The 26,307-nt window shown below is 71.0% G+C and carries 23 protein-coding genes; 12 read left to right on the top strand and 11 right to left on the bottom strand.

Annotated elements, in window-relative coordinates; genetic code table 11:
- Positions 1-73 precede the first annotated feature (73 nt).
- On the bottom strand, positions 74-2,026 hold the full coding sequence (locus tag EV186_RS04160) for an FUSC family protein (protein WP_133847724.1): 1,953 nt from the start codon (positions 2,024-2,026) through the stop codon (positions 74-76).
- 558 nt (positions 2,027-2,584) lie between these two features.
- Positions 2,585-3,682, bottom strand: coding sequence for a thioester domain-containing protein (locus EV186_RS04165; RefSeq protein ID WP_166659010.1), 1,098 nt, complete (start codon positions 3,680-3,682; stop codon positions 2,585-2,587).
- A gap of 253 nt (positions 3,683-3,935) precedes the next feature.
- On the opposite strand from EV186_RS04165, the gene EV186_RS04170 reads away from it, so the two are divergent.
- The 4 genes from EV186_RS04170 (at position 3,936) to EV186_RS04185 (ending at position 7,270) form a co-directional block, all read left to right on the top strand.
- Complete coding sequence (locus EV186_RS04170; RefSeq protein WP_133847725.1) at positions 3,936-4,817, top strand: DUF8017 domain-containing protein; 882 nt, start codon at positions 3,936-3,938, stop codon at positions 4,815-4,817.
- Between the two features lie 114 nt (positions 4,818-4,931).
- Positions 4,932-5,480, top strand: a complete 549-nt coding sequence (locus EV186_RS04175; protein ID WP_133847726.1) for a hypothetical protein — start codon at positions 4,932-4,934, stop codon at positions 5,478-5,480.
- An 89-nt stretch (positions 5,481-5,569) separates the two neighbouring features.
- Positions 5,570-6,346 (top strand): SH3 domain-containing protein, encoded by a 777-nt coding sequence (locus EV186_RS04180; RefSeq protein ID WP_133847727.1) that lies wholly within the window; start codon positions 5,570-5,572, stop codon positions 6,344-6,346.
- 159 nt (positions 6,347-6,505) lie between these two features.
- The gene (locus tag EV186_RS04185) at positions 6,506-7,270 is read left to right on the top strand and encodes an SH3 domain-containing protein (RefSeq protein ID WP_133847728.1); all 765 of its coding nucleotides are present in this window, start codon (positions 6,506-6,508) and stop codon (positions 7,268-7,270) included.
- Between the two features lie 4 nt (positions 7,271-7,274).
- Here EV186_RS04185 and EV186_RS04190 read toward each other — a convergent pair whose 3' ends face one another.
- Positions 7,275-8,936: a DUF885 domain-containing protein gene (locus EV186_RS04190; RefSeq protein ID WP_133848756.1), complete on the bottom strand. Its 1,662-nt coding sequence runs from the start codon at positions 8,934-8,936 to the stop codon at positions 7,275-7,277.
- A gap of 107 nt (positions 8,937-9,043) precedes the next feature.
- Here EV186_RS04190 and EV186_RS04195 point away from each other — a divergent pair, with 107 nt between their 5' ends.
- Positions 9,044-9,493, top strand: a complete 450-nt coding sequence (locus tag EV186_RS04195; RefSeq protein WP_133847729.1) for an SRPBCC family protein — start codon at positions 9,044-9,046, stop codon at positions 9,491-9,493.
- Here the strand turns inward: EV186_RS04195 and EV186_RS04200 are convergent.
- Positions 9,490-9,975: a GbsR/MarR family transcriptional regulator gene (locus EV186_RS04200; protein ID WP_243753807.1), complete on the bottom strand. Its 486-nt coding sequence runs from the start codon at positions 9,973-9,975 to the stop codon at positions 9,490-9,492. The two genes, EV186_RS04195 and EV186_RS04200, sit on opposite strands and share 4 nt — an antisense overlap.
- A 92-nt stretch (positions 9,976-10,067) precedes the next feature.
- Between EV186_RS04200 and EV186_RS04205 the strand changes: the two genes are divergently transcribed.
- Together EV186_RS04205 and EV186_RS04210 are read left to right on the top strand one after the other, a co-directional pair.
- On the top strand, positions 10,068-10,991 hold the full coding sequence (locus tag EV186_RS04205) for an ABC transporter ATP-binding protein (protein ID WP_133847730.1): 924 nt from the start codon (positions 10,068-10,070) through the stop codon (positions 10,989-10,991).
- Positions 10,988-12,580 carry an ABC transporter permease gene (locus EV186_RS04210; RefSeq protein ID WP_133847731.1) on the top strand — a complete coding sequence of 531 codons (1,593 nt, stop codon included), beginning with the start codon at positions 10,988-10,990 and terminating at the stop codon, positions 12,578-12,580. Before EV186_RS04205 ends, EV186_RS04210 begins: the two co-directional genes overlap by 4 nt.
- On the opposite strand, the gene EV186_RS04215 is transcribed toward EV186_RS04210, so the two are convergent.
- Both EV186_RS04215 and EV186_RS04220 read right to left on the bottom strand, forming a co-directional pair.
- Complete coding sequence (locus tag EV186_RS04215) at positions 12,577-13,086, bottom strand: hypothetical protein (protein WP_133847732.1); 510 nt, start codon at positions 13,084-13,086, stop codon at positions 12,577-12,579. The two genes, EV186_RS04210 and EV186_RS04215, sit on opposite strands and share 4 nt — an antisense overlap.
- Complete coding sequence (locus tag EV186_RS04220) at positions 13,083-13,559, bottom strand: hypothetical protein (RefSeq protein WP_133847733.1); 477 nt, start codon at positions 13,557-13,559, stop codon at positions 13,083-13,085. The genes EV186_RS04215 and EV186_RS04220 overlap by 4 nt, the downstream gene beginning before the upstream one ends.
- Before the next feature lie 126 nt (positions 13,560-13,685).
- Here EV186_RS04220 and EV186_RS04225 point away from each other — a divergent pair, with 126 nt between their 5' ends.
- Positions 13,686-14,255, top strand: coding sequence for a hypothetical protein (locus EV186_RS04225; RefSeq protein ID WP_133847734.1), 570 nt, complete (start codon positions 13,686-13,688; stop codon positions 14,253-14,255).
- Positions 14,248-15,132 carry a hypothetical protein gene (locus EV186_RS04230; protein ID WP_133847735.1) on the top strand — a complete coding sequence of 295 codons (885 nt, stop codon included), beginning with the start codon at positions 14,248-14,250 and terminating at the stop codon, positions 15,130-15,132. Before EV186_RS04225 ends, EV186_RS04230 begins: the two co-directional genes overlap by 8 nt.
- On the opposite strand, the gene EV186_RS04235 is transcribed toward EV186_RS04230, so the two are convergent.
- Entirely contained in the window at positions 15,124-15,804 is a 681-nt protein-coding gene (locus EV186_RS04235; RefSeq protein WP_133847736.1) for an ArsR/SmtB family transcription factor, read from the bottom strand. The genes EV186_RS04230 and EV186_RS04235 overlap by 9 nt on opposite strands.
- Before the next feature lie 98 nt (positions 15,805-15,902).
- Between EV186_RS04235 and EV186_RS04240 the strand changes: the two genes are divergently transcribed.
- A complete protein-coding gene (locus EV186_RS04240) occupies positions 15,903-16,421 on the top strand; it encodes a hypothetical protein (RefSeq protein ID WP_133847737.1) in 519 nt (172 codons plus the stop codon).
- 190 nt (positions 16,422-16,611) lie between these two features.
- On the opposite strand, the gene EV186_RS04245 is transcribed toward EV186_RS04240, so the two are convergent.
- Positions 16,612-17,634, bottom strand: a complete 1,023-nt coding sequence (locus EV186_RS04245) for a S1 family peptidase (RefSeq protein ID WP_133847738.1) — start codon at positions 17,632-17,634, stop codon at positions 16,612-16,614.
- 292 nt (positions 17,635-17,926) lie between these two features.
- Here EV186_RS04245 and EV186_RS04250 point away from each other — a divergent pair, with 292 nt between their 5' ends.
- Positions 17,927-18,886, top strand: a complete 960-nt coding sequence (locus EV186_RS04250; protein ID WP_243753808.1) for an asparaginase — start codon at positions 17,927-17,929, stop codon at positions 18,884-18,886.
- On the opposite strand, the gene EV186_RS04255 is transcribed toward EV186_RS04250, so the two are convergent.
- Together EV186_RS04255 and EV186_RS04260 are read right to left on the bottom strand one after the other, a co-directional pair.
- Entirely contained in the window at positions 18,883-19,752 is an 870-nt protein-coding gene (locus EV186_RS04255) for a hypothetical protein (protein WP_133847739.1), read from the bottom strand. The genes EV186_RS04250 and EV186_RS04255 overlap by 4 nt on opposite strands.
- A 2,042-nt stretch (positions 19,753-21,794) precedes the next feature.
- Entirely contained in the window at positions 21,795-23,486 is a 1,692-nt protein-coding gene (locus EV186_RS04260; RefSeq protein WP_243753920.1) for an AfsR/SARP family transcriptional regulator, read from the bottom strand.
- A 61-nt stretch (positions 23,487-23,547) separates the two neighbouring features.
- On the opposite strand from EV186_RS04260, the gene lepB reads away from it, so the two are divergent.
- Positions 23,548-24,828 (top strand): signal peptidase I, encoded by a 1,281-nt coding sequence (lepB, locus tag EV186_RS04265; protein ID WP_133847741.1) that lies wholly within the window; start codon positions 23,548-23,550, stop codon positions 24,826-24,828.
- A 237-nt stretch (positions 24,829-25,065) separates the two neighbouring features.
- Here lepB and EV186_RS04270 read toward each other — a convergent pair whose 3' ends face one another.
- A complete protein-coding gene (locus EV186_RS04270) occupies positions 25,066-26,301 on the bottom strand; it encodes a serine/threonine-protein kinase (RefSeq protein ID WP_133847742.1) in 1,236 nt (411 codons plus the stop codon).
- Between the last annotated feature and the right edge of the window lie 6 nt (positions 26,302-26,307).

Below are 26,307 nucleotides of genomic sequence, written 5' to 3' on the forward strand. Positions count from 1 at the left end.
TCCGGCGGCCCTGAGCAGGGTACCCAAGCCGGACTCGCGTTCCCACTGTCGATGTCGACCGGGTGCGCCCACGCTACCCAGCGGAACCGGGTTGCGCGCCACGGCGCCTCGGCAGCAATCCGCCGACGCGCCAAGTCCGTCTCGGTCGCGTCGCCGCAGGCCCGCGCAGCGTGCGCAACACCCCGTCCAGTTCCCTGGTGACGGCCTCGAGCTGGTCGGTCGCGGGCAACTCCAGCTTGGCGGGTTTGCGACCCTCACGCAGGGCGGCGGCAGCCTCGGTGACCCCGGCGGACAGCAGCGTGACGTCGGCCTGGTCGGGTGGCGGCGCGCCGCGTTCGATCTGCACCGCGACCTCGGTGACCGCGTCGGTCATGCGTTCCAGGAACACGATCAGCGGCCACCACGCCGAGGCCGTCCGCCCCGCCTTCGACGGCTCGACGATCGCGCGCTGGAACACCGTGCGCAGGTCCGAGAGCTCGCGGTATGCCTTGCGGCGCAACGCCGAACGGCCTTGCGGGGCGCCGGAGAGAGCGCGGTCGAGGTACGTGCCGACGGTGTCGCAGGTGCGGGCGAGCTGGTCGCCGACGTCGGCCTTGCGGCTGCCCGGCCAGAGCAGGTAGCCGAACACGACGACGATCAGGCAGCCGACCGCCGTGTCCACCAGACGCGCGACCACGAGGGTGAAGCTGCCCGAGTTGGCGAGGTCGAGCTGCACGATCACCAGCGGCGTGACGAACGTGGAGAACATGCCGTAGTTGCGCACCTGGCCGACCGGCAGCATCGCCGCGACCACCGCCATCACGATCACCAGCAGCCAGCCGTGCGGGGCGAGCGCGAGCAGTCCCGCGCCGAGCACCACGCCGACGGCCGTCCCGCCCGCGCGCAGCACCGCCCGGCCGAACACCGAACCGAAGTCGGGCTTGAGCACGATGGCGACGGTCAGCGCGACCCAGTTGGCGTGGTCGAGGGAGAGCACGATGCCGACGAGCTCGGCGAGCGTGACGCAGACGGTCAGCCGAAGTACGAACAACCACGTCTGTGGGCCGGTGATGGTGGTGTCCGCGAGCCGGCGCAGACGTTCGCCGACCGTCGCCTTCTCCTTGCTCGGCGTCGTGCCGCGGGCGTCGTCGTCGCGGTCGTGCACCCGGCGCAGGGCGTCGTGCAGAGCGGACGAGGCGTCGGGCAGGGGCGGGAACGGCTCGTCCTTGCGGATCGCGTCGGCCAGCGCATCGATGTGGTTGATGAGGGTGTCGTCCGGCCGGTCGCGTGCCGCGACGGTGGCCACGCTCGCCTCGATGAGCGGGGTCGTCGCGGTGAGCAGGGTGAGCAGGTTGCGGTAGGCCTGGTTCCGGCCCGAAAGGCGGGAACGGGCGTCGAGCAGCCGGTCGTAGGCGACGTTGATGGCCGCGGTCGCGCGGAGCCGAGCCGGGCGGGCGGCCGGGGTTCCGGTGCCGCGCAGCATGTCGGCGAGGGCGTCGTAGACGTTCGCGATGGCCGTGCGTTCCGGCGCGGTGGCTCGGACCGGCCAGGCGCCGATGGCGAGGAGCATCGCGAACGCGGCGCCCGCGGCGAAGCAGCCGAGCGCGGTCAGCGGCGGTGCGGTCTGCGCCGAGCCGACCACGGTGAAGACGAGGAGCTGCAGGCCCGCACGGGAGGCGATGTCGCCGTTGACGCTGATCAAGGCCGAGAGGACCGCGACCACCACGACCATCGCGCCGGAGAGCCACGCGGTGCTGCCGGTGGCCGTGCCGGTGAAGAAGCCGAGGGCACCGGCCGTGATCACGTAGCCGATGCGGCGGGTGCGGTACCAGTAGGGGCCGTCGGTGTCGGCGAGCGTGGCGCAGAGACCGCCGATGGACGCGAGCACGCCGAGGTCCAGCCGCCCGGCCGCCATCCCCGCGGCGACCGGCCCCGCGATGCCGGCGGTGGCGCGGGCGACCCGCTTCCACGGGACCGGAGCGGGCGCCGGGCGCAGCAACTGGACGAGCCAGTGCGGCGCCTGCGGTTCCGTCCGGACCGTGGTCATGTTGTGCACGGTAAGGGACTTCGGCCGCCTGTCGCACTTGCTCGCGGCGGAGCTGGGACGGGCGCGGCCGAAGTGTGGGACACGCCCAGCCGGACCGAGGGACACACCCGACGGGGACGAGGGACACACCCAGCTGGAACGAGGGACACACCCAGCTGGAACGAGGGACACACCCGGTCGGAACGAGGGACACACCCGGTCGGAACGAGGGACACACCCGGTCGGAGCGGGGGACACACCCGGCGGGAGTGTGGGACACGCCCGGTTGGAAGGTGGGCATGGGCTGGGTGGTGGGCCGGGTGGTTGGGCTGGGATTGGTGGGGAGGGCTTGGGCTACGTCTTGTTGTCTCGCGCGCGTAAGCAGACCCCACCCGTCCCGGGGGCTCCCCGAGGTCCAGTCTATCGATTTCTGGGGGGTTCAAACCGGCTGTGGGTGAATCTGTGGACAACTGGGTGCCTGTGGAAAACCTCGAAAGCACAAGGGCCGAAAGTACTGAAAACAACAAAGAGGGCCGGCTCGCATTTGCGAGCCGGCCCTCTTTGTCGGATCAGGTGTTGCTAGGCGCGACGGCGGCGCTGGAACAGCAGGGCGCCGACGCCCGCACCGACCAGGACCACGCCCACCAGGACGGGCACGAAGATCGACGCACCGGTGTTGGCCAGGCCGCCACCGTTGCTGCCCTGCGGGGCCGGCGGGGTGGTGGTCGTGGTCTTCGGCGCGACGGTCCAGCTGGCGTTGGCCGAGGCCTCGAGCTCGGTGTCCGTACCGGTGGCCACGATCAGGGTCTGGCTCGGCTTCTCCGCGTAGTTGTCACCGACGAACAGGCGGCCGGTGTCGAAGTGCGCGTTGGCCTTCACGGTCAGCGTGGCCGAACCGGCGGCGGCATCCGCGGGCACGCTCAGGTAGACCTTGCTGCCGTTCTTCAGGGTGCCGGAGGCGATCGCCTTGCCGTCGGCGTCGGTGATCTTCACGCCTTCCGGCAGCTCGCTCGTGAGCTCCTTGATCGTGCCGTTGGTCTTGATGGTGAACGGGCCGAGCTTGTCGCCCGACTTGCCCTTGATCGAGTCCGGCGTGAGGGCCAGCGAGGGGTTCTCGTTCTCCTCGATGCCGACGTTCTTCGGGCCGGTCAGGTACTGGTACAGCGCGACGATGTCGGCCTGGTCATCGGCGTCACCCTGGTTCGGGGCCACCATGTCCTTGCCGTCGCTGAAGTGCCAGATGGCGGCCTGCGTGGCGGTGATCGCCTCACGGGCGTCGAGACCGTCGTGGAACTGGATGGCGGTGTCCCCGGCGATCGCCGCGAGGTCGCCGTTGTGGGCGGCCGGGTAGCTGTTGTGCAGCACCCAGTTGATCTTGGCCCGGTTCTGGTTGAACGGCAGGTTCTTGTCCGGGTAGCTGTCCCACGGCTTCTCGGTCATCCCGTGCTGCCGGTCCAGGTTGACGTCGATCTGCACGCAGTAGGTCTGCAGGACGGTGCCGTCGTCGAGCTTCAGCTTGATCAGCGAGGTCTGCAGCGCTTCGTTCTCGCCCTGCATCTTGACGGAGTACCCGTCCTCACCACCTGGCTGGTACGTGCCGTGTGCGGGGGTGTCAGCGTAAGCCGGCAGTGCCGCGACGAGCAGCGCGACCGAGCCGGTGAGAACCGCTGCGCCCACACGGGCAATGCTGCGACGTCCCATGACTCTCCTCGGAGCTAGTGAGCGGCGTCCACAGTGACCGTCACCCTGCGGTGCACACGGGAAACCGAATTGTGGCGCGGACTCTACCGAGCGAAGCGATCACTGCCCGAACGGGGTCCACAAAAGGACAATCGTTACTCCAAATGGGCGCATTGCTTGTTGCATGGGCAATTAGAGCAACAGTTGTCAGGACGTCCGCCAGGCCGCGCGGCCTGGCTATCGTTGATCCGTGAGCGATTCCCCGGACGAGAACGACGACACCGTCGTCGGCGGCACCGGGTCGCACCCGCCCACGAGCGAGTACCCGGCCGACGTGCTGTCGCCGACCGGACACCTCCCCGCTTCCGGGCAACTGCCGGCACCGCCACCACCACGTCGATCGCGCGCCCAGACCCTCGTGGTCGGCGGGAGCATCGCGGCGATCGTGCTCGTCGTCGCCGCGGTCGTGCTCATCGTGGCGACCAACCGCGGCGGCGGCCAGGCCGGGCAACCCACCGGGGCGCCCCGGACGTCGGCCGTGCCGCCAACCACCTCGGCCAGCACCACGCCCGCGACTTCCTCGACGCCACCGCCGTCGCACACCGAGCGCTGGCACCCGGTCGCGGGCGCCTCGTCGTCCGGGCTCACCTACTCCGTGCCGCAGGACTGGGCGAACAGCTCGAAGCCCCGGTCCACCGGGCGCGGCGAGCAGTGGGGCGGGGTCGCGGAGTTCGGCACCTACCAATGCCCGCAAGGCCGCTACACCCGCGGTTTCGTGGCCAGCGGCAAGGCGCCCACCGGTGACCAGACCGACCTCGGCGCGCTGGCCGGCGACTACGCCGACGCGCTGGCCAAGCACTGGTACGGCGAACCGCGCATCGAGACCGGCACCCCGCAGCAGCGCCAGGTCGACGGGCACGAAGCCGTTCTGGTGACGGCCAAGTTGAGCATCGACCCGGAAAACCCGGACTGCGACGCCAGTTCCGCCGAAGTCCTCGTGCTGGCCGTGAAGCTCGACCGAGGGGTCGGCGTGCTCGCCGCGGTGAACGACCTCGAAGGCGGCCCTTCGGACCCGCCGTGTGCGCCGGATGGAGTCATCCAACAGATCCTCAGCACGGTGAAGGTTCGCTAAAGCGACCAATCCTGTTGGATTTTTTCTCGATGTGGTTCTTTTCTGGTGATCAATGCGGCAGGCTCCCCGGTGGATCGTCCCTGACCACGATTCAGCGGAAAGGCAGCAGCACGCATGTCCCTACCGTCCGCACGCCCCCTCCCGGTCAAGGTCGCAGCTCTGACCGCCGGCGCCGCGTTGGCCCTGGTCACCGCATTCGCCGGCACGTCTTCCGCCGCCACGGGCGCGGAGGTCACCCCACTCACCGACGCCTGCAGCATCGCCGGTACCGGCGACCCGCACACGTGCGCCCAGGCCGTGACGTGGGCCAAGAACCACATCACCACGACCTACCACGCCGAGTACTACAACGCGTGCGACCACATCGTCGGGCTCGCCTACGGGTTCCCGCACAGCGGTTCGGTCACCGCGATCGCGCACTGGCGGGCGATCCCCGGCAGCTTCAAGCACGCAGGCGACCGCTCGGTGCCCGCCGGCGGCCTCGCGTTCTTCAGCACCTCGTCCTCCGGCCACGTGATGATCTCCATCGGCAGCGGCGAGTTCGTCTCCAACGACATCCACGGCAACGGCACCTACACCAAGACGACCATCGGCGAGATCGAGAGCAAGTGGGGCGCGAGCTACCTGGGCTGGGCCCAGCCCTGGTTCCAGTACAACCACTGACTCCTCAAGCCCCACAACGGAATGCGCGCGCGAACCGAGCGCCGCACCTGGGGTCGTCTCTTGCCCAAGATCAGCGGAAAGGCAACACCATGAGGGTTCTCCCCGTCCGTCGCTTACCGGTGAAGATCGCCATCCTCGCCGCGGGCACCGCGGCCGCCTCGCTCACCTTCCTGGCCGGCAGCGCGGCCGCGGCGACCGGCACCGTGCACACCAGCTCGGGCGCGGCGGTCAACGTGCGCTCCGCCCCGCACACCAGCGCGAGCATCGTCGGCTCGAAGGCCAACGGCGCGACGGTCACCATCACCTGCCAGACCCACGGTGACACCGTGACCGGCAAGTACGGCACCAGCGACATCTGGGACAAGATCAGTTCCGGCGGTTACATCTCGGACACCTACGTCTACACCGGATCCGACGGCACGGTCGCCCCCGCGTGCGGCAGCACGTCGACCGGCTGCAGCACGTCCGGCACCGGCGACCCGCACACCTGCGCGCAGGCCGTCACGTGGGCCAAGAACCACATCACCACGAGCTACCACTCGGACTACTACCGGCGCTGCGATCACATCGTCGGCCTCGCGTACGGCTTCCCGGCCAGCGGCTCGGTCACGGCTTACGCGCACTGGCAGGCGATCCCGAGCAGCAAGAAGCACGCCGGTGACCGCTCGGTGCCCGCGGGTGGTCTCGCGTTCTTCAGCACCTCGTCCGCGGGGCACGTGATGATCTCCATCGGTGGCGGCACGTTCGTGTCCAACGACATCCACGGCAACGGCACGTACACCAAGACCACCATCGGCGAGATCGAGAGCAAGTGGGGCGCCCACTACCTCGGCTGGGCCCAGCCCTGGTTCCAGTACAACCACTGACGGTTCCACGGCTTTGCCCTGCCGGTGTCACCGGCGGGGCAGGCCGTAGGCCACTCGGTTAAATTTTTTCCCGCTTCTTGTTCTCATCGTTAGATGCCGTCACGCTGATCGCTGGATCGTCCCGGCTCACGATCAGCGAAAGGCAGCATTATGTCCATAATGTCCATTCGCGCACTGCCAACCAGGGTCGCGGTCCTGGCCTCCGGCGCCGCGCTGGCCCTGCTCACGGTCTTCACCGGGAGCGCGGCCGCGGCGACCGGCACCGTGCACACCGACTCCGGGGCGTCGGTCAACGTCCACTCCGGTCCGTACACGTCGTCGAGCGTGACCGGTTCGGTAGCCAACGGCGCCACGGTCACCATCACCTGCCAGACCCACGGCGACACCGTCACCGGCAAGTACGGCACCAGCGACATCTGGGACAAGATCAGCACCGGCTACATCACCGACACCTACGTCTACACCGGATCCGACGGCACCGTCGCGCCCGCGTGCAGCACCGGCACCACGGCGTGCAGCACGTCCGGCCTCGGCGACCCGCACACCTGCGCGCAGGCGGTGACGTGGGCGAACAACCACATCTCGACGAGCTACAACTCCGACTACTACAACCGTTGCGACCACATCGTCGGGCTCGCGTACGGCTTCCCGGCCAGCGGCTCGGTCACCGCGATCGCGCACTGGAACGCGGTGCCCAGCAGCTACAAGCACGCGGGTGACCGCTCGGTCCCGGCGGGCGGACTGGCATTCTTCAGCACCTCGTCGGCCGGCCACGTGATGATCTCCATCGGTGGCGGCACGTTCGTGTCCAACGACATCCACGGCAACGGCACCTACACCAAGACCACGATCTCGGAGATCGAGAGCAAGTGGGGTGCGCACTACCTGGGCTGGACCCAGCCCTGGTTCCAGTACAACCACTGATCGTTCAGGGCTGGGCCTTGGCCCAGCCCTGAACCACCGTCTCCAGCACGCTCAACGGGAGCGCGCCGCCGCCGAGCACGACGTCGTGGAAACCCTTGATGTCGAACCGGTCGCCCAGTTCCGCCTCGGCGGCGGCGCGGATCCGCTGCAGTTCCAGCCGTCCGACCATGTAGGACAGTGCCTGCCCCGGGTAGGACAGGTACCGGTCGACCTCGGCGACGATCTCCAGCTCCGCCATCGGCGCGTTCGCCCGCATGTAGTCGATGGCCTGCTGCCGCGACCACCGCAACGCGTGCATCCCCGTGTCCACCACGAGCCGGCACGCGCGCATCGAGTCGAGCGCGAGCATGCCGAGCCGCGCCGTGTCGTCGGTGTAGAGGCCCATCTCGTCGGCCAGGCGCTCGGAGTACAGACCCCAGCCTTCGATGAACGCGTTGACCGCCGCCGTCTTGCGGATCATCGGCAGGTCCTCGAGCTCGAGCGCGAGGCTGAGCTGGAAGTGGTGGCCCGGCACGCCTTCGTGGAACGCCATGGCCTGGCTCTGGTAGCGGAACCGCTGCTCGACGCCATGGGTGTTGGCGTAGTAGGTACCCGGGCGGCTGCCGTCCATCGCGGGCTGCATGTAGTACGCGGCCGGGGCGCCCGGCGCCTCGCTCTCCGGCACGGCGGCGACCTTGCAGCGCTGCGCGGGCAGCCGGCCGAACCAGCTCGGCGACACGCGCTCGGCCCGCTCGATCGCGGTGCGCGCCTCGCCGAGCAGTTCGTCGGCGTCGTGCCAGCGCATGGCCGGGTCCTCGCGCAGCTTCGCGAAGATCTCCCCGAGGTCGCTGGTGCCGAGCACCCGCGAGCCCAGCTCCGCGTAATCCCCGGCGAGTTCGTCGATGATCCGCAAGCCCGTCTCGTGCAGCTCCTGCGGGTCGCGGTCGGTCGTGGTGTGCACGCGCACGAGCGCGGCGTAGTCCTCCTCGCCGCCGGGCAGCCAGCAGATCCCGGCCTGGTCCTCGCTTCGGCCGTGGTCGGCGATCTCGTCGGCGAGCACCCTGCGGTACCCGGCGAGCGCGGGCCGGACGACCTCGGCGACCAGGCGCTCCCGCTCGGCGTCGAACCCCGCGGCCGCCAGCGGCGCTTCCTGGCCGCACAACGGATCCGCGGCGACGTCGACGGCGAGCAGCCGGTCGAGGTAGGCAATGGTGGCCCGCACGTGGTGCGCGATCGGCAGGCGGCCGGCGGCGACCCCGGCACGGTTGCGTTCGGCCACCGCGTCCACGTAGTCCGGGACGCGGCCCAGCCGCTGCAGGTACGCGTCCGCGCGCTCGGCGTCGGGCAGCGGGATCAGGGGCAGCACGGTGAGCAGGCCCGCGATCGGCGAGACGAAGATGTCCGCGATCGTGTACTCGGCCTGCCGGGTGCCGAGCATTTCGGCCAACGCGGTCGCCTGCTGCGCGACCACCGCCGCGGTCACGCGCTCCTCGGCGATCGCGGGTTCCAGCGCGCCCGCGCGGGTGGCGATGTCGCGCGCCCGCGCGGCGACCGCCTCCTCGGTCGCCAGCGACGGGTCGTCGAGCAGGTGGTCGCGGCCCGGCACGCCGAGCATCGTCGCCTCCAGCGGCGACGCGGTCATCTTCAGCTCGAACAGCTCGTCGGCGAGGTCGTCGACCGTCGTCATGCTCGTCATTCCATGACTCCCAAGGAACCCGGTGCGTGTGTGGTGCGCGGGAGACGTTACGCGCCGTGCCACGATGGGCGGGGAGCCGTCGATCGACTGGAGGCCAGATGCCGCGCCGGGAGTACACCGCGCACGCCACCGAGCGCAGCTCGGCCGACCCGGACACGGTGTACGAGCTGGTCAGCAACGCCGAGAAGTGGACGACGTGGGCCGGTGCGCTGGCCCCGAAGTCCGAGTGGGCGCGCAAGGGGACACCGGAACCCGCGGGCGTGGGCGCGATCCGCAAGGTCGGTCTGTGGCCGGTCTGGGTGCGTGAGGAGACCACCGCCGCCGAGCCAGGGCGGCGCCACGAATACGTGCTCCGCAGCCGCGGGCCGATCAAGTCCTACGTCGGCGAGGTGTTGCTCACCAAGCGCCCGGACGGGGGCACGGACATCGAGTGGACGGTGCGGTTCACCGAACTGGTGCCGGGCACCGGAGCCGCGCTGCACGTCGGCGTGCAGCAGTTGATCAAGGCGCTGGCCGGGAAGCTCGCCCGCGGCGCCGAACGGGCTTAACCGCGCTGTTCCTGGGCGCGCCAACGGTCCATCAGGCCGGGCAGCTCGGCGTGCACGAACGCGAAGAACCGGCGCGCCTGGCTGAGGCGCCGGCCGGCCGAGGTGTCCACACCGGCCGCCCTCGCACCCTCTTCCAGCATGCTCTGCCAGCGCACGAGTTCCTTGTCCCGGCTCATGATCGCCTCGTACCAGGGGTCGTCGAGCAGGCTGTAGTGGTCGCGCTTGTCGCCGGGTTCGCGCTTGCGCACGATCAACTGGACCTGCATGAGGTAGCGCACGGCGCCGGAGATCGCGGCCGGGCTGACGCCGAGTTGCTCGGCCAGCTGGGCCGCGGTGAGCCTGCCGCGGTCGTCGACCATGAGCGCGGCCAGCGTCCGGGCGGGCATGCGCGGTATCCCCGACTCGTTCAGCAGGAGGGCGAACTCCTCCACGAACCGGGCCACCGCGTCCGGATCCCGTGCCGCACCACCGTTCTGGCTCACCCTCACATCCTCTCCACCGATCGAGCGACCCTACCCGGTTCATGGATTTTTCTAACTTCACAACTTTGTGAAACCAGTGTAACTTCACCTCCATGACAACCGCAATATCCGTGTCCGGCCTGGTCAAGACCTTCGGCCGGACCCGCGCGCTCGACGGGCTGGACCTGACGGTGCGTACCGGGGAGGTGCACGGCTTCCTCGGCCCGAACGGCGCGGGCAAGTCGACCACCATCCGGGTGCTGCTGGGCCTGCTGCGCGCCGACTCCGGCGACGTGACGCTGCTCGACGGCAACCCCTGGCACGACGTCGCCGCGCTGCACCGCCGGCTCGCGTACGTGCCCGGCGACGTGGCCCTGTGGCCGACGCTGTCCGGCGGCGAGGTCATCGACCTGCTCGGCCGGCTGCGCGGCGGACTGGACGCCAAGCGCAGGGCCGACTTGCTCGAGCGGTTCGAACTCGACCCGACCAAGAAGGGCCGGACCTATTCCAAGGGCAACCGGCAGAAGGTCGCCCTGGTCGCCGCGCTCGCCTCGGACGTGGAACTGCTGCTGCTCGACGAGCCGACCTCCGGGCTCGACCCGGTGATGGAGGCCGTGTTCCAGGAGTGCATCAACGAGGAACGCGAGCGGGGCCGCACCGTGCTGCTGTCCAGCCACATCCTGGCCGAGGTCGAGGCGCTGTGCGATCGCGTGAGCATCATCCGCGACGGCCGGACGGTGGAGTCCGGCACGCTCTCCGAGCTGCGCCACCTCACCCGCACGAGCATCACCGCTGAGCTCGCCGGCGCCCCGAACGGGCTCGCCGACCTGCCGGGCGTGCACGACCTCAAGGCCGAGGGCGACCGGGTCAAGTTCGAAGTGGACAGTGACAAGCTCGACGCCGTGCTGCAGGCGCTGGCGCGCACCGGGGTGCGCAGCCTCACCAGCCAGCCGCCGACGCTGGAAGAGCTGTTCCTGCGCCACTACGCCGACGAGCTCGCACCCAACGGCAAGCACACGGCGGCGGTGTCGCGGTGAACTCCCTGACCGGTACCCGGACCTTGGTGCGGCTCGCGCTTCGCCGCGACCGGATCATGCTGCCGGTGTGGGTCGTCGTGCTCGGCCTGGTGCCCGCGAGCACCGCGGGTGCGTACGACCAGCTCTACCCCGAGGCCAAGGACCGCGCCTCGCTCGCCGTGGGCGGGAACAACCCGGCCGTCGCCGTGCTCTACGGCAAGGCGTACGACCTGACCACGGCGGGCGGCTTCACCGCGTGGCGCTACGGCGTGTTCCTCGGCGTGTTCATCGGCCTGATGGCCACGTTCACCGTCATGCGGCACACGAGGTCCGAAGAGGACACCGGACGGCTGGAACTGCTGTCGGCCGGCGTCCTCGGCCGCAACGCGTCGCTCACCGCGGCCGTGCTGGTGAGCGGGGGCGCGTCGATCCTCATCGGGCTGGTGCAGGTCCTGGCCATGGCGGGGTCGGGACTGTCCGCCACCGGTTCGCTCGCGCTCGGGGCCGGCGTTGCCGCGTGCGGGCTCGTGTTCACCGGTGTCGCGGCGATCGCGGCGCAGGTGTTCACCTACTCGCGCACCGCGAACGGCGTGTCCTGCGCGGTGATCGGCGTGCTGTTCCTGTTGCGCGCCGTGGGTGACTCCAGCCCGTCCGCGCAGTGGGCGTCCTGGCTCAGCCCGATCGGCTGGATCGAGCTGTCCCGCCCGTTCGCGGGCGAGCGGTTCTGGGTGCTGCTGCTGCCGTTGGTGCTCGCCGGGCTGCTGGTCGCCGTCGCGTTCCAGCTGCAGCCACGCCGCGACGTCGGCGCGGGTCTCGTCCCGCCGCGACCCGGACCGGCGACCGCGGCGGCAGGCCTGCGCTCCCCGTTCGCGCTGGCGTGGCGGCTGCACCGCGGCCCATTGATCGGTTGGACGCTGGCGATGCTGGTGATCGGCGGCGTGTTCGGCGCGATCGCCACGGGCATCGGCGACCTGGTCGGCTCGAGCGAGCAGACCCGCGTGATGTTCGAGCGGATGGGTGGCGCACAAGGGATCGTCGACGCCTACATCGGCGCGCTCGGCGGGATCTACGGGCTGACCGCGGGCGTCTACGCGGTGCAGGCGACGTTGCGGATGCGGGCCGAGGAGTCGGCCCTGCTGCTGGAACCGTTGCTGGCCACCAAGGTCACGCGTGGTCGCTGGGCGGCGAGCCACCTCGCGTTCGCCATCCTCGGCCCGGCCGTGCTGCTCGCGGCCGTGGGTCTGGGCACCGGGCTCACGTACGGTCTGCGCATCCACGACGTGGGCACGCAGGTGCCGCGCGTGCTCGGCGCGACGCTCGCGCAACTGCCCGCCGTGCTGGTGATGGCGGCGCTCGCGGCGCTGCTGTTCGGCCTGCTGCCGAACCTGACCGGGCTGTCGTGGGCCGTGCTCACCGTGTTCCTGCTGATCACGTTGTTCGGCCCGATCCTGCAGGTGAGCCAGGCCGTGCTGGACGTGTCGCCGTTCTCGCACGTGCCGAAGCTGCCCGCGGCCGCGTTCACCGCGACGCCGTTGCTGTGGCTCACCGGGATCGCGGTCGTCGTGTTCGCCGGCGCTTTTGCAGGCTTCCGGCGCCGCGACATCGGTTAACCGACCGGAGCAGCGGACACCGCGGCGGCCTTCCAGCCCTGCGGTGTCCGGCTCATGTCCAGGATCATCCGTTGCTGCCGCGGCGAGCTGTCCACCGAGGTGGTCACCTCGACCAGGACGAGCACCGTCGCCGTCCCCGCCGCCGGGTCGACCGCGCTCGGCGCGACCTCCAGCACCTCGCCTGTGGCCGTCATCCCGGACTGCCGGATCTGCGACACCCAGTGCGCGCGCTGGGTGCGCAGGTTCGCCAGCAGCGGACCGGTCGCGACCCGGGTCATCCGGTCGACGGTGCCCTCCGGGTCGGCGGCGTCCGCCGTGGTCAACGCCGGCGCCGCGGTGCTGGCCCCCGCGACCGCGCCGTCGCGCGCGGCGACCACCGGGTTCACGACCACGGCGATCGGCGTACCCGCGACCGTCTTGGCCGGGCTGACGACGGCGAGAACCACAGCGACCACCAGCAGGACCGCGGCGCCCGCCGCGAGGAGCATTGCCTTGGTACGGGTCATCGCCGCACCTGCAGATCGCTGAGCTGCCAGCCCTGGGCGCCACGCTGGGCACTGACGACGATGCTGCTGGGCGTGATCGCCGTCGACCGGCCTTGGGTGGTGGCGTTGGTGTTCAGGAACGCCAGCAGCTCCGCGTGGTCAGCGCGTTGGTCGCGCACGCCGAGGGCGACCACCGTCGTCGCCGCGGTGGCCTGCTGCTGGGTGATGGCCGGCAGCGTGGTGTCGAGCCGGCCCTGCAGCTGGCGTTTCGCGTTGCCGGTCGTGTAGGTCTGCACGGCTCGGCGCCAGGAATCCGGGTCCGACCAGGTGTAGGACAGGACGGCCTCGAGCTCGGCCTTGACCTGGCCCGTCAGCTCCTTGGTGGCCACTGGGTCGACGAAGGCCTGGTTGGCCGGGCCGTTGACGTCGGGTTCCGGGGCCGCGGCGCCGCCGGCGAGGAGCACGGCGACGAGCAGGGCCGTCCGGAGAACCATGCCAGGAGTATGTCAGGTCCACTGTGGACAGAGGGCCGAATCGGCGGGTCGAGAGGACAACTCGGCCGGATCAGGGCATGCTGACAGGTGGTGAGCTCGACTCACCGACCGTGAGGACGGCAGGTCATGGACGACGAGCAACAGGTCGAGGTCTTGTGCGAGCGCGTGCGTGAGCACCGCAGGCGGTTCGACGCGGCCGAACCCGGGCGCCCGGAATACCAGAGCGCGCTGGCCGACGTGCTGCACGCGACCAAGGAACTGGTCGACTTCGAGGAAGGCATCCCCGGCCGGCGCGACCGCGCGGCCCGGTCGGGCACCGCGTCGATCGTGCGTCGGTGCGGGCTCGCCGTCTTCGTCATCAGCCTGGGGATCTCGGCCCTCGCCCTGCCGCACATGATCGACATGTGGTGGCTGATCTTCTTGCTGCCCATGGCCGCCGTCGGTGCGTGGATGGCGCTGACCAGGGGTGAAGGCAAGGCGCCGGACGACATCGTGCGCCGGTCGCGGGCGTACGGCATGGCCGGCGCGACAGCCGCGGGCGGCGCGGGTGTGCTGCTGTCGATGGTGATGGTGAACTGGTTCGTGGGCGGCCTCGTGCTCGCCGGGACCGCCGTCGCCGTGCGGTGCGGCATCGACCTGTACCGGCGGCACCCCGCAGCGCCGTCGGCAGGAGGCCTCGATGCGTCCTATGGGTGAACCACTGCCGCCGGTCGACTCGGAGGTCCAGCAGCTCCGGGCCGACCTGGAGGACCTGGAGAGCTTCACGCTCAAGGTGCGTGCGGAGCTCAGCGACGACGTCGGCGACCTCGACGGGCAGGTCGCGGAGCTGACGAAGCTGGTCGCCCGGCTGACCGACCGGGTGGACTGGCTGGAGCGCCAGCTGCGCTCGAGCGGGTCGGTCGCCGAGTTCGACCTCGACGACGTGGGCAGCGAGGCCACGTCCCTGGCCGAAGCCGCGGAACTGGCGCGTGTGCGGTCCGGCCAACTGCTCTCCGACGGCGAACGCGGCGAACTGCACGCCGCCATCGTCGACTACGAGAAGGTCTCGGCCGAGTGCGACCAGCGCACCGCGGATGCCTTGCAGGCCAGCGCGATCCTGTCCGTGACCAGTTACGACGACAAGGAACACCAAGCCGCGGCCGAGGAGTTCCGCGAAGCCTTCGCGTTGCGCACCGACGCGGTGCACCGGCGGGAGAAACGCCAGGAACCGGCCGAGCGCGCCCGCCGGGCGCTGGCCGAGGACAAGTTGCTGCGCGCGGAGTACGAACCGGTGATCGCCGACGGGGCACGCGCGGCCGAGGCGCTGCTCGACCTGTTGCGCGAGCGCATCACCACCGCGGTCGGCAAGGGCGCGATGCTGCCGTTGTGGTTCACCACGTCGCTCGGTCCGACCGCGCCGGCCGCCGACACCGACGCGTGGATCCGCACGGCGACCCAGGTGCTCGCGTACCGGGTCACCTACCGGGTCGGCGACGCGTTGATGCCGCTCGGCGCGACGCCCGGCTCGAGCGCACCCGCACACCGGCGCGAATGGCACACCGAACTGGCTTCGGCGCTCGCCGCTTTACAGTGACCTGATATCGACCCGGAACCACTCGCCGAGCCCGTCGGCGCCCTGGTCCGTGATCCGCAGCGCCCGCCCCGTCCGGCCCGCCTCCACCCAGCCGCGGTCCTGCATGTTCTGGGTGATGGCCGCACCCAACGCGCCGGCCAGGTGCATGCGCCGCTGCGTCCAGTCCAGGCACGGCCGGGCGAACTGCCGCCGCGACTGGCGGCACGCCGCGACGTCCACCCCCAGTTCGCCCAGCCTGCGCTCGCCGACGTCGGCCAGCTTGCAGTCCTCGTCCAGCCAGCTCTGCGCCACCATGCCGTCGAACATCGCCACCCCCAGGGCACCGGCGACGTGGTCGTAGCAGGTTCGCGCCACCCGCAAGGACTTCGCACCGACCGACTCACGCAGCGAGCGCACCGGTGTGCTCGGGCAGATCCGGGCGAACGCCTCCAACGCGGCGGCCACGTCCTGGCCCGCCAGCGTGTAGTAACGGTGCCTGCCCGCGTTGACCACGGACAGCAGTCCGCCGTCGACCAGCGCCGCGAGGTGCTCACTGATGGTCGAGGGCCGCACCCCCGCGATCCGGGCCAGCTCCCCGGCGGCGAGGTGCCGGCCCGACATCAGCGCGTCGACCACGGCCGAGCGCGCGGGTGTGGCCAGCAACCTGGCCACCGCCGCGAAGTCCGTACCCATGCCTGAACGGTAGAACGCCGACGCTTCGGCGGGCGCCGAACTCTCGCCTTCCAGCGCTGTGACGAAAAGTGTCGTACCCCGCACCTACAGTCACCGGCATGGGATTTCACATCGACTACCGGGGCGAAACCAAGGCCGCCGGGATCAACTACGTGGTGACCGTCAAGGCACTGAGCAGCGAGGAGCGCCTGGCCCTGTACCTGGCCGGCGCGACCGACGACGGCAAGGTGCTCGCCGAGGGCGAGTTGTCCATGCCGCCGGGCGGCATGACGCCTGTGGCCAGATTGCTGAAACAGGCCCTCGACGCGGTCACCCGGCTCGATTCCCGGGGAGCGGCCGCACGCCCCGCGAACGCCTACCAACCATGGACAGCCGAACAGGACGAGGAGGTACGAGCGGCCTGGCTCGCGGCGTCGCCCCGATCACCGGCCACGCCGTTGATCCGCGAGCTCGCCGAGTCGCTGAAACGCAGCCCGACCGCGATCCGCGCGCGCCTGCCGCACGTCGGTTGCGATCCGGACGTGCCGGGCCGCGAACTGGGCGACTCGGCGGGCGAACTGCTGACCCGCTACCGCCAACCCCAACCCGAGGAACAACCACCCGCCACGACCAGCTGATAACCGAAAGTCCACTGTAGACGGTTCGGTGTCGCCCGCCGATCGTTCTGGCGGGTGACACCGACGTTGAACCCTTGCCCAGCAACCGAACACACACGTGCCGGTGCCGCCCGCCGATTCTCTTGGCGGGCGGCACCGGACCAACCACGAAGGAGCCGCCGTTGGCCGAACTCCTAATTGAATAGTGAGATCAGGCCAGGGAAAGACCGTAGGCCGACAGTTCCAGCGTCAGCGGGTAGAAGTAGCTCGTGACGGTGTCGCCGCCGGACAGGGTGCCCAGGCCGGTCGAGCCGTCGTAGGCCGGACCACCGGAGTCGCCGTGGTCGGTGTGCGCCGTGGTGCCGAACTCGTGGTTGAGCACGCCCACGTCGAAGTTCACCGACTGGTCGACCGAGGTGATCTCGCCGCTGCCGCCACCTGTGGTGGAGCCCTGCTTCTCCATCTGCTCACCCACAGTGGGCTCGCCGGCGCTGGTGATCGCCTGGCCGGTGTTGATCTGGCCGGGGCCGCTGCCGTTGGGCCGGGTCAGCAGGCCGGAGTCGGCGCCGGGGCAGTCGCTCTCGACGACCTGTGCGCCGGAGACGTCACCGCCGGCCCAGGTGCCACCGAGGTTGGTGCAGTGGCCCGCGGTCAGCATGAACGGCTCGCCGCCACGGGTGACGTTGAAGCCGAGCGAGCAGCGACCCTGCTCGTTCTGGATGGCGTCGCCGTCGGCGATGTACAGCTCGAGCTTGCCGGTCTTGTACTCGATGCGGGCCTTGTCGCCCAGCTTCGTCGCGGCCGCCTTCACCTTGGCCTTGGTGGCGTCGCTGGCCGAGTCGTAGATCGACACGACGACCTGGTTGCTCCGGGTGTCGATGCCCCACGCGGTCTGCGGGACGTTCTTCACGCTGTCCAGCGAGTTCTTGGCGGCGGTCAGGGTGGCGAAGCTGTACTTGACCGTCTTCGGGGTCAGCCCGGCGGCCGTCACGGCCTGCGCGTCGGCCGCGTTGGTCACGTTCACCACGGCCTTGCCGTGGTCGAGCCAGACACCGCCGGAGTCGATGCCGATGCCGGCCGACACCGTCTTGGCTTGGGCGATGGCCGTGTGCTGCAGCTGCGCCATGCTCTGTGCGTCCGGGGCGGCGCCTGCGGACGTCGACATCGTGGCGAAGGCCAGTGCCGCGGCGGAAGCGGCGCCGGCCAGCCCGATGAGGGTTTTGCGGGGAGCCATCAACATCCTCCTGATCAGAACCTGGAACCGCACTCTGCGTGCCAGGCCGTGCACCCAGTGGGACTTGTTCACCATGTAGTGGTTCAGTCCGGTGCAACACCAACGAACGTCGGGAGCTCCCCACGGATAACCCGTTCGGCCCCGCGAATACAGGTGAAATGGGTTCGAATGGGCCCGTAGCTACGCCGTTCGGTCCAGGCGGACCGGGCCCCTAGTCGACACTTCCGCCGGCTGTGAAGAGGATTGGTCTAGTTCTGTGCATCGGGCATGGACCCGTGCCAAGGTGGCTTCCGTGACCAAGGTGGCGGTGTTCGGGCTCGGCGGCACGATCGCGATGACGGCGGGCGAGCACGGCGGCGCGGTCCCCGCCCTGTCCGCCGGGCAGCTGGTCGCGGCGGTGCCGGGCCTCGCCGAGAGCGGCATCGAGCTGGCGGTCGTCGAGTTCCGGCAGTTGCCCGGTGCCTCGCTCACGTTCGCCGACCTGGCGGAGCTGGCCGACGCGATCGCGGCGCACGACGCCGACGGTGTGGTGATCACGCAGGGCACGGACACCATCGAGGAGACGGCCTACCAACTGGACCTCACCCACGCCGACGACCGGCCGCTCGTGGTCACCGGGGCCATGCGCAACCCGAGCCTCGCAGGCGCCGACGGCCCGGCGAACCTGCTCGCCGCCGTGCGGGTGGCGGCCGACCCGGCCGCCCGCGGGCTGGGCTGCGTGGTCGTCCTGGCCGACGAAGTCCACGCGGCGGCGCGGGTGCGCAAGACGCACAGCACCAGCGTGGCCACGTTCCGCTCGCCCAACGGCGGCCCGCTCGGCTACTTGGTCGAGGGCGGCTTTCACCTGGTGAACCGACCGGCGCACCGCCTGGTTCTCCCCCGGGCCACCACCCACCCCAAGGTCGCCCTCGCCACCATCACCCTCGACGACGACGGCACCCTGCTGGCCGCCGCCGACCGCTGTGACGGCCTGGTGGTCGCGGCGATGGGCGTCGGTCACGTGCCCCAGCGCTTGCTGTCCACGCTGGACCACCTCGCCGCCCGGATCCCGGTGGTCCTCGCGTCCCGCACGGGCGCGGGTCCGGTGCTCACCACGACGTACGGCTTCCCCGGCTCCGAACGCGACCTGGTGGCGCGCGGCCTGATCCCCGCCGGCTACCTGGACCTGCTGAAGGCACGCATCCTGTTGCGCCACCTGCTCGCGACCGGCGCCGGCCAAGCCGCGATCAAGGCCGCGTTCGCGCGGTCCTAACTCACCACGCCCAGCGGCAGCGAAGCCGCGACCCCTTCGGCGTGCTCACCGTCCATCCGGTCGAACCGCACGTCGTGGTCGTTGCCCAACCGCACGAGCGCCGCGGCCGCCGCTTCCAGTTGTTGAACGCTCTGGGCCGCGATCCGGACCACCGCCGTCTCGTGCCCGACTTCACCGTCCACCGAGCCCGCGCCGACGGAGACGGTCAGCACTGCCCCGGTCTGGGCCGTCAGCAATGCGCGAAGGACGCGAGCGGCCGCCTCGTCGCGCAGGTCGGTCCAGCCACCGAGCCGGAAGGTCACCTGGGCGACCGGCCCGCAGAACCAGCACCGCCACTGCTCCTCGACATCCGAGCGCCCGCCGCTGACGTGCGCAAGCGAGGCGATGGTGCTGAGCATCTTGGCGTCGCCGAGCCCCGCGACCTCGACGTCCCGCTTGCCCAGGGCCCGCAGCACCCGCTGCGCGGAATGCCGCAGCGACTGCGTGATCTGGTCCTCTTCGTACAGTTCGGGGGTGCGGATTGCTTGCACCGCAAGCCAAGCCCGCGGATAGGAGCGGTTCCCGGAGATCCCGTGGAAGATCACCTGCACCCCCACGGCATTGGCTTCGTCCCCGCTTGGCAACAACGCCGACGGCCGCGGCAACGCGACGATCGGATCGGCGTCCGCCAGCTGCGGCCGCAGGACCGCCGTAGCCCCACAAGTCCGCGAGATGACGGCGACGTCGGTGTCGCCCAGCTGGATGCCGGTGAGCGCTGCGTCCTTGGCGAACAGGTGCAACAAGGCGCGTGAGTGGCCTTCCCTGGGCAGGAAGCGCTTTCGTTCGCGAAGCTGGAACCGCAGGTAGCGTCCGGCCCACTGGAACAACCACTGATTGCGGACTCGAATCGTGGTGAGCGCGAGCAATCCCGCCGCACAAGCACCCGCAGGCGCAGCGACAACGGCGGGGCGCCCCACCGCGAGACCCACCAGGGCGATGGCGGCCTGCCAACAAGCAACCTGCCCGATCCGCAGCGTCGCAACCAACCGCCGCCGCGAATCAACCGGCAAGACCGCTGCCGCCCGCGGCCGCACAACGGTGACCTCGTCGTCGCCGGAGCTGTCGACCTTGCCGTCCTGAGGGCGCCCAACCCGAACCCCCGGCGGCGCCACCGCAACCGCAGGAACAGCAACACCATTGCCCGCTCCAACCGACCCGGCCGCTGACACCGGTGCGGGCGCAGGCATGCCGTTGGGCACCAGCACGGGCACCAATGCAGGCGCGGCCCCAAGTGCAGTTGCCGCCGGCTCGCCCGGCCCTGGCGCGAACGCTGCCCCAGGCGCCGTCGCTGGCGCAGGTGCCGACCCAGCCGCGGCTGGGTGGGGCGCCGATGTTGACCTGGCCATCGGTGCAGACCTCGGCGACCATGGCGGCACCAGCGCTGGCATTGGAGCTGAGGCTGGGCCTGCCATCGGCATCGGCATCGGCATCGGCATCGGCATCGGGGCTGATGCTGACGTTGGCTCGGTCATCGGCACCGGCGCGGGCGCCGACGGCGGTGTCCGCGCTGGTACCGGAGTTGGGGCTGGCGCCGGCATTGGCGAGCCGTTGACGACCATCGGCAAGGGCGCATCGCCGCCACTCAACATCCCGAGAACCGCGCCCGTCCGCCCGCCACCAAGCATGGCGGGTCCGGAAACAGGCCCAACACCCCGAACTGCCGGACCAGCGCTCGACAATTCGGGCAGGGGCGCAGATGGCCCGCCCGCCGCACCGACAGGTCCTGGACCTGCGCCACCCGACACCGGCGCGGGACCTCGCCACGAGTCACGACCCGTCCCCGGCATGCGGCCCGGCACCGAAGGCGGGCCTGACAGCGAGGCCGGACTCGTCACAGGCATTGAGCTCGGCGGCGGCGCTGAGCCCAGTGCTGGCCCGGGGCCGGAACCCGGCACCGACGCGGGGCTCGGTGGCGGTACGGGAGCGCACGACCACTCGGAACTCGCGACAGGCATGGAGCTCGGCCGCGAAGCAGAGCCTGGCGCCGGGTCAAGCACCGGCAGCGGGGTTGGCCCGGCCGGCCGCGCGGGACCAGGCACCGGCGTGGACTCTGGCAGCAGTGCAGGGCCGGACAGTGACGCGGGACCGGACAGCGGCGCAGAACTCGCCACAGGCACGGGACTCGGCCGCGAAGCAGAGCCCAGCACAGGGTCAGGCACCGGCATCGGAATTGGCCCAGCCAGACGCGCAGGACCAGGCACCGGCGCGGACTCCGGCAGCGGTGCATGGCCGGACAACGGGGCGGGGCCGGACAGTGCCGCCGGGCCAGGCGCCATGGGATCGACCGTCAGCGCGGGGGCCGGCGGCGACGCGGCACCGGACAACGGCGCAGAACTCGCCACAGGCACGGGACTCGGCCGCGAAGCAGAGCCCAGCACAGGGTCAGGCACCGGCATCGGAATTGGCCCAGCCAGACGCGCAGGACCAGGCACCGGCGCGGGGGCCGGCAGCGACGCGGGACCGGACAACGGCGCAGAACTCGCCACAGGCACGGGACTCGGCCGCAAAGCAGAGCCCAACACGGGGCCAGGCGCCGGTGCATGCTCCAGCAGCGGTGCTGGGCCAAGCACCGGCGCTGACTCGCGGAGCGACGTGTGGCCAGGCACCGGCGTGGAGTCGCGCACCGGCGCGGGACCGGAAGGGGGTGCGGGGTCTGGCGCTGGACTGGCGGGCGGGGCGGGGTTTGGCGCAGGCATCGGACCGGGCGGCAACGCCGGAACTGCCTGCGGTGCTCGCGGCCGCCCGTCCGGCGTGCTGGGGCCCGTTTCAGAAGAACCCTCGACCGCCGGCTGGCGGGGCCTGCGGTTGCGAAGGGCCGCCGACACCCTTGGTTTGCGGGGCGGCTGTCCCCCGGCCGGGGGCGAGGCGGTCACGACGCACCGCGCAGGGGGACCACCTCGGGCGAAACGGTGACTCGCGCCAGGTCGCGGACCAGGGGGTGCATGGTGAACCGGCCGGGTGCCGATTCGGTCAGGAGGTGTTCGTCGGCCAGGCGGTCGAGCATGCGGGCGGCCTCGGGGCGGCGGACGTGGGCCAGGGCCGCCGCGGTCGGGGCGTCGATCCGCTCCGGTGCGCTGGCCAGCAGGTCGAACAAGCGGCGGTGCGCGGGCGGCAGCCGGTGGTACGCCGGTTCGAAGCGCGCGCGGACGCTGCGGCCGTTGCGGTGCAGCTCCTCGTCACGGCCGTGGGGGTCGCGGAGGCGGTCGGCCAGGTCCGACACCGTCCACAACGGACGTTGGATCAGACGCGCTGCCGCCACCCGGATGGCCAGAGGCAGGTTGCCGCAACTGTGGACGACGTCCAGTACGGCCGACGGGTCGCGCGGGCCGGCAATAGCGGTGAACAGGTCGGTGGCGTCGCGGTCGGGCATCAGCTTCAGGGGCACGATCGCCGCCCCGTCGATGGCGACGTTGCCGGTGACCACCACACCGCAGCCCTCGCCGCCGGGCAGCAGGGGCAGGACCTCCGACTCGTCCTCGGCGTCGTCCAGGACCACCAGCACCCGGCGGCCGGACAGGGCGGCGCGCCAGCGGGCCACGCGATCGGCGAGGGCGTCCGGGACGTCACGCGGGGCCACGCCCAGGGAAACCAGCAAGCGGCGCAAGGCTTCGGCAGCTCCCACCGGAACACCGTTGTCCCGCAATGAGACGAAGAGTCGTCCGTCCGGATAGGACTCGGCTAGCCGGTGGGCCACGTGCACGGCCAGCGCCGTCTTGCCGACGCCGGCCATGCCGGTGACCAGCACCAACCGTCGGTCGGTGCAGGCCGCCAGCAACGCCGGCAGTTCGCGGTCGCGGCCGACGAAGTCCGGGAGGTCGCGGGGCAGCGTGTTCACCGCGGTGAGCACGGGCGCGCCGGTCAGTACTTGTTGTTGCGCCGCGGCCAGTTCTGCCCCGGGTTCGACGCCGAGTTCGTCCACCAGCACGGTTCTTGCCTGCTGGTAGCAGGCGAGGGCCTCCGCGCGCCGGCCGTCGGCGTGCAGGGCCAGCACGAGGCTCGCCCACGTCGACTCACGCAGGGGCTCGTCGGCGGTGAGGCCGCGCAGCAGGGTGATCGCCTCGGCGCGGCGGCCGGACGCGATCAGGGACCTGGCCAGCGATTCCTGTGCGTGCCTGCGCAGTTCGCCCAGCCGGGACGCGGCGGCGAAGGCTTCGTCGGTGGTGACCTCCTCGAACGGGGTTCCGCGCCACAACACCAGCGCCCGGGTATAGATGTCCACAGCGGACTGTCCGTGTTCGCGATCCGCTTGGGCCACCAGGTCTCGGAAGACGTCGGTGTCCAGCTCGCCCTTGGCGACCACGATCCGGTACGCACCGTGGCGGCTTTCCACGCGACCGGGCAACACCTTCCGGATGCGCCAGACATATGTCTTCAAGTTGCGGTCCGCCGACTGCGGCGCGTCCCGTTCCGGCCAAATCGCGGCGATCAGTCGTTCCGCGCTCACCCACGCGTTAGCCTGCAAAAGCAAGGTGGTCAGCAAAGCGGTCGGCTTGCGGGCGCCGAGCTCGACCCGGTCACCACCCGGCGAGTGCACCTCGAGCGGGCCGAGAACGCGAAACATCACGAGCGCTCCTCCTTGCGGTCGGCACCCACAACCATCGACGGACCAACCTGAGATTTCGATGACACGCACCGACGACTGGCGCACTCGCAGCAGGCTGGGCACCGCGGCCACCACCGGACTGCCGGCCGGCCGGTTGCTCGGCGTGCCGCTGCGCGTCTCCTCGGCCTGGATCGCGGTGATCGCGCTGGTCACGGCGCTGTACCCGGGCATCGTGGCCCGGCTCGTTCCGGGGTTGCCGGTGCCGGTCGAGTACCTGATCTCGTTCGTCCTGGGCTGGGTACTGCTCGGGTCGCTGCTGGTCCACGAGACCGGGCACGTGCTCGCTTGCCGCCTCGCACGCGTGGTCGTGCGTGCGGTGGTGTTGTCGCTGCCGGGCGGATCGGTCGAGCACGACCGCGCGTACACGCCCAGGCAGGTGGCGATCGCGGCGGTCGGCGGGCCGGCGGCGAGTCTGGTGCTGGCGATCGCCACGGGGGCGTTGGCGGTGCTCAGCGGCGGGGTGCCCGGCGTGCTGTTCGGCACGACGACCGCGGTGAACCTGGCGGTCACGGTGTTCACGCTGCTGCCCGGCCTGCCCATGGACGGCGGCGAACTGGTCCGCGCGGCCGTGTGGCAGTGGTCGGGTTCGCCGGCGACGGGACGCAAGGTCGCGCGGGTGGCCGGGCAGGTCGTCGCGATCGCGGTGGCGTTGGGGCCGTTGCTGCTCGTGCGCTCGGACGACCTGGTGGGCAGCGGCGTCGTCGTGGCCGCGGGGCTGCTGGTCGCGGGGTACGTGTGGCAGCCGGGGCCGGCGAAGGCCGTCAAGGACGAGGCCGTCACCGGGGCGGCCATCCGGACGTGGTTGGTGGTCGGCGCGGTGTCGGTGGCCGCGGTGCTGGTGCTGCGGGCGTACGTGGTGCAGAGCCTGGTGGTCGCATCGGGGTCGATGGACGACACGCTGCGGACCGGCGACCACATCGTGGTGGACAAGCTGAGCTACCTGATCGGCGGCGTGCGGCTCGGCGACGTGGTGGTGCTCGACCGGCCGCCGGGCGTGGCGTCCGAAGAGGACGAACTGGTGAAGCGCGTGATCGGGCTGGCCGGCGACCGGATCGAGGCGCGCGACGGGCGGGTGCTGCGCAACGGGGTGCCGATCGACGAGCCCTACCTGCGGCCGGGGTGCGCGGACAACGCGGCCGGGCTCAAGCCGGTGACCGTCGCCAGCGGACAGGTCTACCTGCTCGGCGACAACCGCTGCCACTCGCTGGACAGCCGCGGGTTCGGGCCGGTCGACGAGAGCTTGGTGGAGGGCCGGGCGGTCGCGATCATCTGGCCGGTGGACCACGCGGGCTCGATCTGACCTCGCCGTTGCGGTTTTCCACAGGCGGGCAGTTGTCCACAGATCGCGCCGAAACCCGTTGCGACCCTGGTAAAACGAGAGAATGGGACTCGGGGAGCCCTCGGGCCGGGTGGGGTCTGGCCTACGCGAGGCGAAAAGTCGCTGGTCAGCGGGTGGCGGAGTGGCCGTTCAGCGGATCACATCTGGGCAGCCGGTCAAACTGAGCAGCGGATCGACGGAGCCGAATCCAAGGGAGGGTTACTGGCCCTCGCTGCACACTGCCTGCCGGATGGGTTGGGGCTCGGTCTGGAACGTGTCGATGCCGTCCGTGCCCTGCACCTGGAAGCAGTACCGCCGCACCTTGTCCACCGGCACGCGCGTCGATGCCTTGCGCCCGACCCGCACCACCTTCGTCTCGATGGACTCGCCGGCGATGACGACCGCGTACTCGAGGTCGGCGTCGCTGTGCCACGTCAGGACCACCGACTTGCCCTTGTCCACCGGCGGGTCCAGCACGAAATCCAGTCGCCGGGTGGTGTGCACGGTCAAGCCGACGTTCGAACCGGCGTAGTTCGGGGGTGCGTCCAGCTCGGGCGGTGGCTGGCGACGGGCCAGCACAGGCACCGCGATCAGCACCGCCAGCGCGGCCACGATGCCCAAAGCCTTGCGGCGGGCGGGAAGCGGGACGTCCTCATCGGACGAAGCCGCCTTGGCGACGGGCTTGCCTTCCCACTCCGCGAAGAACTCGTCCTCGACCTCTTTGGTCGTGCTGTGGTCGACGTCCTCGGGGAAGTCGTCGAAGCCCGCGGCCTCCCCGGGTGCCCCGGTCAACTCGCTCAGGACGGCGCGCGCGTTCGGGGGCCTCTCGGCCGGATCGACCGCCAGCAGTCTGGTGACCAGCTCGCCCAGTGCCTCGGGGAGTTCGGCCCGCTCGCCGGGTCGCCGGCCGGTCAACGCCGTGAACAGGACCGCGCCCAGGCCGTAGAGGTCGCTGCGTTCGGTCGGTTCGGCACCGCCGGCCACCTCGGGGGCGGTCCACGGTCCGGCCGACTGGCGGTAGCGGCGGCGCAACGCGACGCCGAAGTCCGCCAGCACCGGCTCGCCGTCCTCGCGCAGCAACACGTTGTGCGGGGTCACGCCCCCGTGCACGAGACCGGCCTCGTGCGCGGCCACGAGCGCGGTCGCCACGGCCTCCCCCACCGCCGTCGTGTCCTCGACGGACAGCACGCCGCACGCGTCCAGCAGTTGCCCGAGCGACTGCTCGCACAACTCCATCACCAGCGCGGGACGCCCGTCCGGCAACTCCTGGACGTCGTCGACCTGCACGATGGCCGACACCGACGCCAGCGTCGCGAGCACCGAACGTTCGCGTTCGAACGCCGCGCTGGTGAACCGGTCCATCGGCTCCGGGAACACCTTGAGCGCCGCGTGCCCGCCGTCCGGGCGACGCGTGCTGTGCACGGTCGCGATCGGACCAGCCCCGACAACGTCCATCCCGCG

Source organism: Labedaea rhizosphaerae, assembly GCF_004362825.1.
Lineage (GTDB): Bacteria > Actinomycetota > Actinomycetes > Mycobacteriales > Pseudonocardiaceae > Labedaea > Labedaea rhizosphaerae.